This window comes from Saliniferula longa (assembly GCF_050789285.1).
In the GTDB taxonomy this organism is placed as follows: Bacteria; Pseudomonadota; Alphaproteobacteria; order Rhodobacterales; family Rhodobacteraceae; genus CAVPWP01.
In genome coordinates, this window is the sequence record NZ_JBOUVX010000001.1 from 142,767 (window position 1) to 155,932 (window position 13,166).

Sequence of the window (13,166 nt, forward strand, 5' to 3'; positions counted from 1 at the left end):
CCTAGCGCACGCCAATCTCGGCAAGCGCGGCCAGAAGCTGGGGCGGCGCGTCGTCTGCCGCCGTCCGGCCCTGCCGCAAGTCGCGCGGCGCGTCCTTCGGATCAAGGTAGCGCCAGCCCTGGAACGGGCGGCGCGGCGCGGCTTCGGTCCGCACCACCTTGGGGTCAAGCACAAGGGCGCAGCGCAGGATACCGTCGCTTCCCGTCACTTCGTCCAGCCGCAGGATGCGCTGGCGGGCCAGGATCACGCCCTTGAACACCCAGTAAAGCGATCCGCCGTTCAGCACCTCGGCCTCGCGCTTGGGCCACATCCGGGTGATGTGGCGCGGCAGGCCGTCCGGCCCCTTGGCGCGCGGCGTCTCCTGCCAGTCGGTCAGATCCTCGACCCGGTCGGCGCCGACGCAGAGTTTCAGAAGGTGCACGCAGTTATCCACAGATTCCCCCACAGCTACACAGCATATCGTAGTCTTTGCTGCCGGGGCTTCAACCGATTGTACGCATGTCCTATAGTGGAAAGCCGTCACCTGAATTGGGAATCGCCTGCATGAGCCGTTTCGCCGCCCCGATCGCCGAAGCCATCTGGGACATGAAGTATCGCTTCAAGGCCGCCGATGGCACGCCGGTCGACCAGTCGGTCGAGGATACCTGGCGGCGCATCGCGCGGGCGCTTGCCGCGACCGAGGCGGACCCTGCGGCCTGGGAAGACCGGTTCTATGCCGCGCTCGAGGATTTCCGCTATCTGCCTGCGGGGCGGATCATCGCCGGGGCGGGAACCGAGCGCTCGGTGACGCTGTTCAACTGTTTCGTCATGGGCACGATCCCCGACAGCATGGCCGGCATCTTCGAGATGCTGAAGGAAGCCGCGTTGACCATGCAGCAGGGCGGCGGGATCGGCTATGACTTCTCGACCATCCGGCCCAAGGGCGCGCCGGTCGCCGGCGTCGCCGCCGATGCCTCGGGGCCGCTGTCGTTCATGGATGTCTGGGATGCGATGTGCCGCACGATCATGTCGGCCGGATCGCGGCGCGGGGCCATGATGGCGACCATGCGCTGCGACCATCCTGACATCGTCGATTTCATCACCGCCAAATCCGACCCGGCCCGGCTGCGCAACTTCAACGTCTCGGTCCTTGTCACCGACCCCTTCATGGAGGCGGTCAAGGCGGACGGGCCCTGGGACCTTCAGTTCGAGGGCCGGGTCTACAAGACCGTGCAGGCGCGCGACCTGTGGAACCGCATCATGCGGTCGACCTACGACTACGCCGAGCCCGGCGTGATCTTCATCGACCGCATCAACGCGATGAACAACCTTGCCTATGCCGAGACGATCGCGGCCACCAATCCCTGCGGCGAACAGCCCCTGCCGCCCTATGGCGCCTGCCTTCTGGGCTCGATCAACCTTGCCCGGCTGGTGCGCGACCCGTTCGAGGCCGGCGCCGCGATCGACGAGGCCGAACTGGACGAGCTTGTCGCCACAGCCGTTCGGATGATGGACAACGTGGTCGACGCCTCGCGCTTTCCGCTGCCGCAGCAGGCGGCCGAGGCGCAGGCCAAGCGCAGGATCGGGCTGGGCGTTACCGGGCTTGCCGATGCGCTTCTGATGATGGGCCTGCGCTATGGCTCGGACACGGCCGCGGCACAGACCGAGCGCTGGCTGCACCGCATCGCCCGCGCGGCCTATCTGGCAAGCGTCGAGCTTGCGAAGGAGAAGGGGGCCTTCCCGCTGTTCGACGCCAAGAAATTCCTTGCCTCCGGATCGCTTGCCCACATGGACGACGATGTGCGCGCGGCGATCCGGAAACACGGGATCCGCAACGCCCTTCTGACCTCGATCGCGCCCACCGGCACGATCAGCCTTTACGCCGGCAACGTGTCGTCCGGGATCGAGCCCGTCTTCGCCTATGCCTATACCCGCAAGGTCCTCCAGAAGGACGGCTCGCGGACCGAGGAAGAAGTCGTCGATTATGCCGTGCAGCTCTGGCGGCAGAAGTTCGGCGACGTGCCCCTGCCAGAATACTTCGTCAACGCCCAGACGCTTCAGCCGCTTGACCATGTGCGGATGCAGGCGGCGGCGCAGAAGTGGGTGGATTCGTCGATCTCGAAGACCATCAACTGCCCCGAGGACATCGACTTCGATGCCTTCAAGGACGTGTACATGGAGGCCTACGAGACCGGCTGCAAAGGCTGCACCACCTACCGCCCGAACTCGGTCACGGGAAGCGTGCTGAGCGTGGCCGAGGACAAGCCCGCGAAAGCCGCTGCGCCGAAGCCCGGCACGATCGCCGCCCGCATCGAGGCCGCCGCCGCCGCGGTGGGCATCGAGGACATTCCGACGCTGGCTGCGAAATCCGGCGTCGATCCCGACCGCATCGCATCGTGGGATGACGGCCACAAGCCCACCAATCGCGACGCCCGCGCCGTGGCCGAGGCGCTGGGCGTGACCTCGCGCTGGCTGCTCTTTGCGGAAGGCGAGGGGCCGGTGGGCCCGGCCGCACCCGCCTCCGCCACGCCCGCCGCCGAGGTCGTGACCAAGCGCCGGGACGAGCCGCGCATGCCGCATGGCGACGTGGTCTATATCTCGGAACCGCTCGACCGGCCCGGCGCGCTCGAGGGGCAGACCTACAAGCTGAAGTGGCCGGATTCGAACCACGCCATCTACATCACGATCAACGACATCGTCATCGGCGGGCATCGCCGCCCCTTCGAGGTCTTCATCAATTCGAAGAACATGGAGCATTTCGCCTGGACCGTGGCCCTGACGCGGATGATCTCGGCCGTGTTCCGGCGCGGCGGCGACGTGAGTTTCGTGGTGGAGGAACTCAAGGCCGTCTTCGATCCGCGCGGCGGGGCCTGGATGAACGGCAAGTATGTCCCCTCGATCCTGGCCGCGATCGGCGGGGTGATCGAGCGCCACCTGATCTCGATCGGCTTCATCCCGGGCGAGGGGATGGGACTGAAGTCCGATCCCCAGGCGCAGGTCGTCAACCTGGACACACCCCGCGGCCCGGCCTGCCCGGCCTGCGGGCAATACGACATGCGCATGATCGAAGGCTGCATGACCTGCGCGTCCTGCGGCCATTCCAAGTGTTCCTGATGATCGGTTGGTGAGTTCCGGGCGTTTCCAAGGGCCGTTCTCGGGCGAAAGACTGTCGGTCAGTCACCCGAACGCCTGACGCACCAATTCCCACAGGAACCGCAGAGCCACGAGGGCAAGGAAGCTTCCGAACGCGATCTCGAGACGCCGCCGTGACAGCCGGTGGGCCAGCGCGACGCCGGCCCTTGTCGTCAGCAGGGAGGCGGGGATCGTGAGGGCGAAGGCGGCCAGTGACACGTAGCCGACGGAATAGGACGGAAGGTCCGGCCGGCCAAGACCGGCAAGCATGTAGCCGATCGTGCCGGGTATGGCGATCAAGACGCCGACCCCGGCAGAGGTCGAGATCGCCCGGTGAATTGGTACCCCGTGCAGCGTGAGGAACAGGTTCGAGATCGCGCCCCCGCCGATCCCCATGATCGCCGAGACGAGGCCGATACCTGCCCCCGAAAGGCGCATTGTGGTGGCTCCGGGAAGGCTGTCCGCCAGTCGCCAGCCCTTGCCGCCCGTCAGAAGCTTCGCCGCATTGATGAGGGCGACGACAACGAAGACGGCCTGGAAGACGGACGGAGGCGCGACGCGGGCGATGGCGGCGCCGAAGAGGACGCCGACAAGTATGGGCAGCGCCCAGATCCTCAGAAGGTCCTTGTCGAGCGTCCCCTTCCGGTGGTGGCCGAGGGCCGAGCTGATCGAGGTCGGGACGATCACCGCAAGGGACGTACCCACGGCAAGCGGCATCGAGATTTCTGGCGGATAGCCGAGGCCACGGAAGATCTCGAAGAAGACGGGAACCGAGATCGCCCCGCCGCCCACGCCGAACAGGCCCGCGAGAAAGCCGATCGCCGCGCCCGCCAGAGCCAGCGCGCCGATAAGGGGCAGGATCGCGGCCGGATCGCCGAGGGCCTCCATCTCAGGGTTTCAACAGATGGCGCGTCAGACTTGCCCCGTCGAATCCGCCAAGACCGGCCGATAGGGCTGCGGCATAGCTTTTGCGCGCATCTTCGGACAGGGGCAGTTGCCGGCCGGACGCCGAAGCCCGCTGCAAGGCGAGATCGAGGTCCTTGGCAAGACCGGCGATGTCGAACGTCCCGGGCTGATCGGCGCCCTGCAAGGTGTCTATCACGACCTGCGCCCTATTCTTGAGGACCGTCGGACCTCCGGAACTGTCGGCGATCAGCGATATCGCGGTGTCCGCCGCTATGCCCTCGGCCTCGATCATGGCCAGCGCCTCGGCAAGTGTCTGCCAGTAGACGGCGAGCGGCAGATTGACGGCAAGCTTCATCGCGGCGCCGCTTCCCGCGGGCCCCAGATGCTCGACACGGCGGCAGAGCTGGTCGAGAAGGGGTTTGGCCCGAGCGAAGGCGGTTTCCGTCCCCCCGGCCATGCCCAGAAGCTGGCCCTTCAGCGCCGGGGCGACCGTGCCTCCGACCGGGCAGTCGACGAAGTCGGCGCCCGCCGCAAGGAACCGCGCCGCAAGGTCCCGCGCGTCCTCCGGCAAAAGCGTCGAGAGGTCGATGACGAGTTTCCCCCGCATGTCTGTCGCCAAGAGACCGTCGGCGACCGCGTTCACCGCCGCCGCATCGGTGAGCGAGATGAGGATGGCGTCGCACCGTGCGAGCGCGGCAAGGTCCGGCGCCAGGTGCGCTCCGGCCTCTGTGGCGGCGGCCGTGCGGTCAGCGGTCCTGTTCCAGACCGTGACGTCGTGGCCAGTCTCGATGAGCCTTCGCGCGAAGGCGGTCCCCATCCGTCCGGTCCCGGCGATGCCAATTGTCGTCATGGTGCGTCCTCCACATGCAAACCAAGGATTTCAAGCGTGCTTTCGCCCGCCCTGAGCCGCCTTTTGAACTCGGCCTCGCGCCCCGCCCGCGACTCGGCCGCGGCAAGGGCGCTCGCCACATCGCCAGCCGCGATCGCGATGGTCGCGTCGGCATCGGCGACGATGTAGTCGCCGGTCGCGATCCTTGTTCCACAGATCTCCACGGGCACCCCAATCTCTCCCGGGTCCGCCTTGACGGTCCCGCGAATGTTCACCCCGCGGGCAAAGACGGGAAAGCCGATCGCCGCGATCTCTTCGCTGTCGCGCACCGTTCCGTCGATGACGAGGCCGGCGATACCGCGCAAGGTGCAGGCCAGCGCCATGATTTCGCCGAAGGGGCCGCTTTCGACGCTCGCCCCGTAGTCGACCACAAGGACCTCGCCCGGAAGGGCCTTGGAGATCGCCAGATGCAGCGCAAGGTTGTCGCCCGGCCGGCAACGGACCGTGCGCGCGGGTCCGGCAACCTTCATCCCGGGCGCAAGGGCCCGCAGCCCGGGGCGCAGGATCCGCGCGCCGGGCGTGGCTTCAGCGACGGTCGCCGTGCCGAGCGCTGCAAGGCGCTCTGCGGGGCTCACGCCGCGCGTTCCCCGATCCGGACCTGCATCGGCTGAAGACCATCCACCGAGCAGTCCAGGACATCGCCCGTCACGACGGCGCCGACCCCGGCAGGGGTGCCGGTCATGATGATGTCGCCGGCCTTGAGTTCGTGCTGCTCCGACAGCTTCGCGATGATCTCGTCGATCTTCCAGATCATGAGCGAGATGTCGGCATCCTGCCGCGTCTTGCCGTTGACCTTGAGCCGGACATGGCCGGTGGTCATCACGCCTGTTTCCTCGACGCGCGTGACCGGGCCGACCGGGGCCGAATGGTCGAACCCCTTGGTCACTTCCCAGGGCAGGCCCTTGGCAAGCGCTTCCGCCTGGTGGTCGCGCCGCGTCATGTCGAGACCGACCGCATAGCCGAAGATATGCTTCGACGCCTCGGCTTCGGGGATGTTGTAGCCGCCGGACTTCAGCGCCACGACCAGCTCGCACTCGTAGTGGAAGTTGTTGGTGAACACCGGATAGGGGATCTCGCCCCCGTTGCGCACGAGCGCGTCGGCCGGCTTCATGAAGATGACCGGCGGGTCACGCTCGTCGGCGTTCATCTCGATGATGTGGGCGACGTAGTTCTTTCCGATGCAGTATATGCGCCGCACCGGGAACTTCTCGTCCGAGTTGGCGATATCCAGGTGCGCCTGGGGTGGCGGCGTCAGGGCGTAGGCGACCATCGTTCTTCATCCTGCTTGAGTGTTCTCGCCGTCGGTCAGGCGCGGCGATTCATGCCGACAGGATTTCCCGGATCACGCGCCATTTCAAGATATGATCCGGTTTTGAAGGTAACTTCATATATTTTTTTGCGCGCGGCGGCGAATCATATAGCCTCGGCAGCGTTTCCACCGGCAGACCGGGGGGACGCTGGGAAAAAGGGAGGAAAACCAATGAACACTCGGACACTGTCGAGACGCTCGTTCGGCAAGCTTGCAGCGGGAAGCGTCGCGGCTGCTGCCATCGGTATGCCGGCCATCGTGCGCGCGCAGACTGCCATCACCTTCGCGGTGCCGAACCCCTCGGCGCTGACGTGGCTGCCCTATTGGGTCGCGGTCGGGGAAGGTTACTTCGCGGACGAAGGCCTCGAGCCGACGCTGGAGGCAATCGACGGGTCCTCGGCCGTGCTCCAGGCGATGAGCGCGGGACAGGCTCAGATCGGCGCCCCCGGCCCCGGGCCGACGCTTGGCGCGCGCTCGCGCGGCGTCGACGTGAAGTTCCTGTACAACCTCTATCCGAAATCCGTTTTCGGTCTTCTCGTAAAGGCGGACAGCAACTTCCAGACGCCCGCTGACCTCAAGGGCACTGTCATCGGCGTGGGAACCGCGGACGGGGCGGAAGTGTCGTTCACAAGCGCGATCATGTCCGAACTCGGCATGAGCGCCGGCACCGACTTCACCTTCCTGCCGGTCGGCGACGGCGGCACCGCGGCCGTGGCCTTCCTGCGCGACGAGGTCAATTCGTACGCCGGGGCCGTCTCGGATGCCGCCATCCTTGCGGCGCGCGGACTTGAACTGCGGGAAATCACGCCCGAACAGTTCCTTGGCTTCTTCGGCAACGGCATCGCCATGCTCGAAAGCCAGATGGCCGCGATGCCGGACCTCGCCCCGAAGTTCGGCCGCGCGCTTGTGCGCGGAACGCGCTTCGCGCTTGACCCGGCCAACAAGGAGACGGCGCTCATGCACTGCGCGGCCGGCAACCCGCAAGAAGGCGAGCAGGACTATGCGCCCTCGCTGTTCGACGGGGTCGTCAACCGGATGACGCCGACCGACGCCTTCATCGCCGAGGGTTTCGGCTTTCAGCCGCCCGAGCATTGGCAGGCGATCCACGACTCGGCGGTCGCTTCGGGCGCCTTGTCGGCCCCGCTGCCAGACCTTTCCGCCGTCTACACGAACGAGTTCGTGGCCGGCTGGAACGCGTGAAGGTGACGGTCGAACCCCATCCTCTGAAACCCTACCCGGCCGCGTCGGAGGCGCGGCCGGTGTACGAGATCGCGCGCGTTTCGAAGACCTATGCCCGCAACCAGCTTGTCGCCCTGTCGGACGTCCATCTGACGATCCACAAGGGGGAATTCGTCTCGGTCATCGGGTCGTCGGGCTGCGGAAAGTCGACGCTGCTCAAGATCATGGCCGGGCTCATGCCCCCCACGACGGGACGTGTGGTGCTGGAAGGCAAGCCGGTCGTCGGGCCGCGCCGCGACATCGGGATGATGTTTCAGCAGGCCACGCTCCTGCCGTGGAAGACCGCGATCGAGAATGTGCTTCTGCCGATCGAGATCCGCGAAGGAAAGGCCGCCGCGCGCGCGTCGCATGAGAAAGCGATGGATCTGCTGCGGCTTGTCGGACTGGGCGACTTCGCGAACGTCTATCCGGGCGAGCTTTCGGGCGGGATGGCGCAGCGTGCCTCGATCTGCCGGATGCTCGTGTCCGATCCCGCGATGCTGCTGCTCGACGAGCCGTTCTCGGCGCTGGACGAACTGACACGTGACTTCATGAACATGGAACTCCAGCGCATCTGCATGGAGCGTCACGCGACCGCCTTCCTGGTCACGCACTCGCTGGCCGAGGCGGTGATCCTGTCGGATCGTATCCTCGTGATGAAGGCGCGGCCGGGCCGCATCGTCGAGGACGTGCGCATCGACCTGCCCCGGCCGCGGACGCTCGACATGATCAACACGTCCCGCTTCGGCGAGATCGTCGCCCATATCCGAGACCTTCTGGGAAGGGAGGCCTATTCATGACAGACGTGACACAGGGTGCGGCCACGGGATCCGATACCGTTTGGGAGGAACACGTCGCCGTCATCGACCGGATCCCGCGGTGGCTGGCGATGGCGATGCTTTTTGTTCTCGTGGTCGGCATCTGGGATCTTGTGACCCGGTTCGAGGTGGTCTCTCCCATCATCCTTCCCACGCCGCTCGAGACGCTGGAGGACCTGATCTTCGTCGGGAACAACCTGATCTCCGGCGGCTACATGCTTGACGCACTGTGGACGACGACGCTGACGGTCCTCTATGGCTTTCTGATCGCCATCGCGATCGGGTTTTCCCTTGGCGTCCTTGTGGGCGAGACGAAGTTCGGCGAGCGTGCGGTCATGCCCTACCTCGTCGCGATCGACACCATGCCGAAGGTCGCCTTCGCGCCGTTGTTCATCGCCTGGTTGGGCTTCGACATCGCCTCGAAGGTCGCGCTCGCGGCGTTCATCGCGACCTTTCCCATCGTCGTGGCGACTGCGGCCGGCCTCTATGCCGCCTCCGAAAACGAGCGGATGCTGTTCAAGTCCATCGGCGCCACGCGCATCCAGACGCTGCTCAGGCTGAAGCTGCCGACCGGGTTGCCCTATGTCTTCACCGGGCTGAAGATCGCCGCGGTCGGCGTCATGGCCGGGGCGATCACCGGCGAGTTCCTGGGCGGCGGAAAGGGCTTCGGCGCCCTCATCCGGCAGTCGGCAAGTCAGCTTGACACGCCGCGCGTCTTCGCGCTGATCCTCTATCTGAGCCTTCTGGGGCTCGCTCTCTTCTTCGTGGTGGTGTGGATGCAGCGACGGTTCGTCTTCTGGAACAAATCCGATCGGCCGGGTGGAGTTGGCTGACATGGCAGTGCCGAACGGCGTCGCGGCCGAGGCCAGGAACCTATCCGAACTGGCCTACGACAGGATCCGGCGCGGCATCCTGCAGGGCGACCTCTTGCCGGGCGAGAAGCTTCAGATCGAGGCCATGTCCGACCGCTACGGCGTCGGCGCAGTGCCGGTCCGCGAGGCGCTGAACCGCCTGTCCTCGGAGGGCCTTGTCGAACGGAAAAGTCACCGGGGGTTCAACGTCGCGCCGATCTCGATCGCCGAACTCGAAGAACTGGTCAAGACGCGCATCTGGCTTGAGACCATCGCGCTGACCGAGTCGATCAGGAACCACGACGAGGCCTGGGAGGAAGAGCTTGTCGTAAGCTTCCACCGCCTTGCCCGCACCCAGCGCCGCCTTCCCGAGGACGGAACCCCCGAGACCACCGAGGAATGGGAAGACAGGCACAAGGACTTCCACATGCTGCTGCTTCAGCGCTGCGGATCGTCCTGGCTTCTGGACTTCTGTTCGATGCTGATGGATCAGGCCGTGCGGTACCGCAACCTGTCGATGAACACCAATCCCAACAAGCAGCGCCGCGAGGGCGCCGCTGCCGAACATCGCGCGATCCTTGACGCCGTGCTCGATCACGATGCCGCCCGCGCCTGCCAGCTTCTCGAAGAGCACTATCGCATCACGCTCGACACGTTGCGCAACGTCACGTTCCAGACCAACGACGCCGGTGAAGGCGCCTCGGGGCGCCAGGCCGCGATGCGATGATCGCCACACCCGGCGGGTCGCGCCACAGGTGTCTTCGCGCAAGGCCGTGATCCCGTCTTTCTTTCGATGGCCGGTTCGCCCGCGCGTCGGGCGGTCAGCATGGGCCTGCCGAAGCGATTGCGACTGCGGGTTCCGGCAGAACGGGAAGTAGCGCGATCCCCATGGATCGACGTTTTCTGCTCCAGCCTGATCTCACCCGATCCATTTCGCCGCGATGTCCGACAGGCTCGCCACCACGCCGTCCCGAGGAGGTCATGACAAGGTCGCTCTGCCCGACTCAGCGCGGGACCCCGGCGTCGGGCGCTTCCTTGGCCCCTCACCGACGGGGTCGAGTCGTGCCTCCTGCGCGAGCGCGGCCCTGTCATGGATGCGAACGCTTCCCCGTCCGGTCTCGAGAACCCCCGCCGCGATCAGGGCGCCGAAGGCCCGCCGGAACGCCGCACGGCTCATTCCCGCCATTCGGCCCAGTTCCTCTTGCGTGGCGTTGATCGTGCCGTCGGGCTGGGCAAGCCGCAGGAGCACCCGCGCGAAGCGCGGCCGCGCGGGCAGGACAAGCGCCTCGGCCAAGGCCTGTGTCGCCAGCGCGCCGTTCAGCGTGGCTAGGTGGTGCAAGTGCCGCCAGTCGCCCGGGTTTTCCTCAAGCATCCGGCGCAGCGGAGCCTGCGGGATGCGGAATACCTCGCAGTCCGTGGCGGCGACCACGGTCAGCATGCGCGGCACTCCGGACAAGAGCGCACCGTCACCCACCCATATCCCGGGCGGCGCACGATGGATGACCACGTCCTCCGAGTCGACGGGGACCGAGATGTCGAGATGCCCCGAACCAAGCCCGAAAATCGCATCGGCCTCCTCGCCGAAGACGTAGAGCGCGCGGCCCCGCGGCACCGAGGCCCAGCGCCCGATGGCGATCATCCGGCCCTGGAATTCGGGCGGCTGGAGCGAAAGCCACCCGGTCTTCGTAAGCGTCCCGAGGTGCTGCGACCGTTTGGTCCGGCCGTCCATACCTGTCCTCCCCCGACCATCTTCATCGCGCTGAGTGACATTTGTCGCTCAGCGGATCGCGGCCAATGATTAGAATCAAACGGGCACGAATTCAGCGAAAGGACCGACCATGACCACCCGCCGCCAGCTTCTGGGTTCGATCCCCGCCACCGGCGCCGCGTTTGCGTTGGGGGGCGCACTCGTCAGCGAAGGCCCGGCCCATGCGCAGGAGGCGCGGCCCGTGCTTGAAGGTCACTTCCACCCGAAGGGCAAGGCGCCTTCGCCCCACACGATCCGGATCCTCGAAGACTCCAGGGCCACGCTGCCTTTCGCCGATACGCGCGACATCGCGGAACAGGAACGTGGGCTGATCGCGCGCCGAACCGATCCGCGCATCATGGCCGATGCCGGCAACGTTGCCTTCGACATGTCGGACTACGACTTCCTGAACGGCACCGGCGACTTCGACAGCATCCACCCCTCGATGACCCGTATCGCCCGGCTCAACAACAACTTCGGCCTTTACGAGGTGGTGCCGGGAATCTACCAGGTCCGCGGCTTCGACCTGTCGGACATGACCTTCGTGCGCGGCAAGACCGGCTGGATCCTGATCGACGTCATGACCACCGTCGAGACCGCCCGCGCGGCGTGGGACCTGTTCCAGGAACACGTCGGCGAAGGTCTGCCCGTCGCCGCGGTCATCTATTCCCACACGCATGGCGACCATTTCGGGGGCGTCCGCGGCGTCGTGACTGACGAGGACATCAGGTCGGGCCGGGTCGAGATCATCGCGCCCGACGGCTTCATGCAGTTCACCATCTCGGAGAACGTCTACGCCGGGAACGCGATGAACCGGCGGCTCTTCTACCAGTACGGCCTCCTCCTCCCGGTCGCGCCGCACGGCTTCGTCACGCAAGGCCTCGGCCACCGCATCCCGGCAGGGGCCACGAGCCTCATCGCGCCCACGCGCCTTGTTTCGGACCCGATCGAGGAATTCGAGGTCGACGGTATCCGGATGATCTTCCAGAACACGCCCAACACCGAGGCGCCGCGGGAGATGAACACCTACATCCCCGACCTCAAGGCGCTGTGGATGGCCGAGAACGTGACCGCCACGCTCCACAACATCTACACACTGCGCGGCGCGCCCGTGCGCGACCCGCTCAACTGGGCGCGCTACATCAACGAGGCGCTTTGGCTCTTCGGACAGGAGGCCGAGGTCATGTTCGCCTCCCACCACTGGCCGCGCTGGGGGAACGACCGCATTCGCGAGGTTCTGCGCGACCAGCGCGACCTCTACGCCAACATGAACAACCAGGTGCTGCACTACGCCAACCAGGGCGTGACCATCAATCAGATCCACAATGTCTATCGGATGCCCGCAAGCCTTCAGCAGAAATGGCACTGCCGGGGCTACCACGGGTCGCCCGAGCATAACGCCCGCGGGGTGGTCCAGCGCTATCTCGGCTTCTGGGACTGCAATCCGGCGACGCTGATCCCGCTTTCGCCCGAAGACTCGGCGCCGCTCTACGTCGAGATGATGGGTGGCTCGGCCACGATCCTGGCGAAGGCGGCGGAGTTGCATGACTCGGGCGACTACCTCCACGCGGTCGAGATCCTGAACAAGCTCGTCCTGGCCGAGCCTGCGAACGCCGACGCAAAGGATGCGCTGGCCGACGCCTTCGAGCAACTGGGCTACCAGCAGGAGAACCCGGGGCTCAGGAACTCCTTCCTCGCTGCGGCCTATGAGCTCCGTACGGGCATCCCGCAGGGCACCATAGCAAGCTCGTCAGGCCCCGACGTCATCCGCGCGATGTCGACGGAACTCTTCCTCAATTTCCTCGGCATCAAGATGGACAGCCGCCGGGCGGAAGGGCTTTCGTTCGTCATGAACCTCGTCACGCCGGACAATGGCGAGCGCTTCGTGGTGGAGCTGTCGAACGCGACGCTCACGAACATCGAGGGCTATCAGGCCGAGGACGCCGACCTCACCCTTACCGTGAACCGCTCGGACCTCGAGCGGGTGATGGGTGGCGTCGCCACGCTCGAAGACCTGCTCGCCGAAGGCGCGGCGCAGGCCGAAGGTGACCTCGCCATTCTTGGGCAACTGGCCGGCCTCATGGTCGAGTTCGACCCGCGGTTCGAGATCATGCCGGGCACCAAGTCCCGGACCGATCTTCCCGACGGCGAGGCGCTCCAGGCTGAGATCGGGGCGGTGATCCCCGAGTAGGCGCCCCGGGCGGGGGCCCGGGCAGAGCCACCCACCCCGCGGGCCGGGATCACCGCGTGCCCGGCACGCCGCGGGATATGTCGCGTCGGCTGGCCGGGCTGTCGCAAAACCTTCACTCGACGCCGA

Annotated in this window: 12 protein-coding genes; 6 read left to right on the top strand and 6 right to left on the bottom strand. The window is 66.3% G+C overall.

Annotated features, from left to right (window positions below; genetic code table 11):
* Position 1: 1 nt before the first annotated feature.
* A complete protein-coding gene (locus ACRDNQ_RS00585) occupies positions 2-421 on the bottom strand; it encodes a DUF1489 family protein (RefSeq protein WP_431826677.1) in 420 nt (139 codons plus the stop codon).
* A gap of 122 nt (positions 422-543) precedes the next feature.
* Between ACRDNQ_RS00585 and ACRDNQ_RS00590 the strand changes: the two genes are divergently transcribed.
* Positions 544-3,093 (top strand): adenosylcobalamin-dependent ribonucleoside-diphosphate reductase, encoded by a 2,550-nt coding sequence (locus ACRDNQ_RS00590; protein ID WP_431826678.1) that lies wholly within the window; start codon positions 544-546, stop codon positions 3,091-3,093.
* Between the two features lie 63 nt (positions 3,094-3,156).
* Here ACRDNQ_RS00590 and ACRDNQ_RS00595 read toward each other — a convergent pair whose 3' ends face one another.
* Genes ACRDNQ_RS00595 through ACRDNQ_RS00610 form a run of 4 tightly spaced genes read right to left on the bottom strand, consistent with a single transcriptional unit; the run spans position 3,157 to position 6,176 of the window.
* A complete protein-coding gene (locus ACRDNQ_RS00595) occupies positions 3,157-3,999 on the bottom strand; it encodes a sulfite exporter TauE/SafE family protein (RefSeq protein WP_431826679.1) in 843 nt (280 codons plus the stop codon).
* 1 nt (position 4,000) lies between these two features.
* Complete coding sequence (locus ACRDNQ_RS00600; protein ID WP_431826680.1) at positions 4,001-4,867, bottom strand: NAD(P)-dependent oxidoreductase; 867 nt, start codon at positions 4,865-4,867, stop codon at positions 4,001-4,003.
* On the bottom strand, positions 4,864-5,481 hold the full coding sequence (locus ACRDNQ_RS00605; RefSeq protein WP_431826681.1) for an RraA family protein: 618 nt from the start codon (positions 5,479-5,481) through the stop codon (positions 4,864-4,866). The genes ACRDNQ_RS00600 and ACRDNQ_RS00605 overlap by 4 nt, the downstream gene beginning before the upstream one ends.
* Positions 5,478-6,176, bottom strand: coding sequence for a fumarylacetoacetate hydrolase family protein (locus ACRDNQ_RS00610; protein WP_431826682.1), 699 nt, complete (start codon positions 6,174-6,176; stop codon positions 5,478-5,480). The genes ACRDNQ_RS00605 and ACRDNQ_RS00610 overlap by 4 nt, the downstream gene beginning before the upstream one ends.
* 210 nt (positions 6,177-6,386) lie before the next feature.
* Between ACRDNQ_RS00610 and ACRDNQ_RS00615 the strand changes: the two genes are divergently transcribed.
* The 4 genes from ACRDNQ_RS00615 to ACRDNQ_RS00630 are packed head-to-tail and all read left to right on the top strand — an operon-like array spanning position 6,387 to position 9,829.
* On the top strand, positions 6,387-7,415 hold the full coding sequence (locus tag ACRDNQ_RS00615) for an ABC transporter substrate-binding protein (RefSeq protein WP_431826683.1): 1,029 nt from the start codon (positions 6,387-6,389) through the stop codon (positions 7,413-7,415).
* A gap of 2 nt (positions 7,416-7,417) precedes the next feature.
* Positions 7,418-8,233: an ABC transporter ATP-binding protein gene (locus ACRDNQ_RS00620; protein WP_431826684.1), complete on the top strand. Its 816-nt coding sequence runs from the start codon at positions 7,418-7,420 to the stop codon at positions 8,231-8,233.
* Positions 8,230-9,084 (top strand): ABC transporter permease, encoded by an 855-nt coding sequence (locus ACRDNQ_RS00625; protein WP_431826685.1) that lies wholly within the window; start codon positions 8,230-8,232, stop codon positions 9,082-9,084. The genes ACRDNQ_RS00620 and ACRDNQ_RS00625 overlap by 4 nt, the downstream gene beginning before the upstream one ends.
* A gap of 1 nt (position 9,085) precedes the next feature.
* Entirely contained in the window at positions 9,086-9,829 is a 744-nt protein-coding gene (locus ACRDNQ_RS00630; RefSeq protein ID WP_431826686.1) for a GntR family transcriptional regulator, read from the top strand.
* 252 nt (positions 9,830-10,081) lie between these two features.
* On the opposite strand, the gene ACRDNQ_RS00635 is transcribed toward ACRDNQ_RS00630, so the two are convergent.
* Complete coding sequence (locus tag ACRDNQ_RS00635) at positions 10,082-10,831, bottom strand: Crp/Fnr family transcriptional regulator (RefSeq protein ID WP_431826687.1); 750 nt, start codon at positions 10,829-10,831, stop codon at positions 10,082-10,084.
* Between the two features lie 109 nt (positions 10,832-10,940).
* Between ACRDNQ_RS00635 and ACRDNQ_RS00640 the strand changes: the two genes are divergently transcribed.
* On the top strand, positions 10,941-13,040 hold the full coding sequence (locus ACRDNQ_RS00640; protein ID WP_431826688.1) for an alkyl/aryl-sulfatase: 2,100 nt from the start codon (positions 10,941-10,943) through the stop codon (positions 13,038-13,040).
* Positions 13,041-13,166 lie beyond the last annotated feature (126 nt).

What these genes read in the sequence shown, in the direction of transcription:
- ACRDNQ_RS00590 (WP_431826678.1), top strand. Translation starts at nt 544, where the DNA reads ATGAGCCGTTTCGCCGCCCCGATCGCCGAAGCCATCTGGGACATGAAG.
- ACRDNQ_RS00595 (WP_431826679.1), bottom strand. Translation starts at nt 3,999, where the DNA reads ATGGAGGCCCTCGGCGATCCGGCCGCGATCCTGCCCCTTATCGGCGCG.
- ACRDNQ_RS00600 (WP_431826680.1), bottom strand. Translation starts at nt 4,867, where the DNA reads ATGACGACAATTGGCATCGCCGGGACCGGACGGATGGGGACCGCCTTC.
- ACRDNQ_RS00610 (WP_431826682.1), bottom strand. Translation starts at nt 6,176, where the DNA reads ATGGTCGCCTACGCCCTGACGCCGCCACCCCAGGCGCACCTGGATATC.
- ACRDNQ_RS00615 (WP_431826683.1), top strand. Translation starts at nt 6,387, where the DNA reads ATGAACACTCGGACACTGTCGAGACGCTCGTTCGGCAAGCTTGCAGCG.
- ACRDNQ_RS00625 (WP_431826685.1), top strand. Translation starts at nt 8,230, where the DNA reads ATGACAGACGTGACACAGGGTGCGGCCACGGGATCCGATACCGTTTGG.
- ACRDNQ_RS00630 (WP_431826686.1), top strand. Translation starts at nt 9,086, where the DNA reads ATGGCAGTGCCGAACGGCGTCGCGGCCGAGGCCAGGAACCTATCCGAA.
- ACRDNQ_RS00635 (WP_431826687.1), bottom strand. Translation starts at nt 10,831, where the DNA reads ATGGACGGCCGGACCAAACGGTCGCAGCACCTCGGGACGCTTACGAAG.
- ACRDNQ_RS00640 (WP_431826688.1), top strand. Translation starts at nt 10,941, where the DNA reads ATGACCACCCGCCGCCAGCTTCTGGGTTCGATCCCCGCCACCGGCGCC.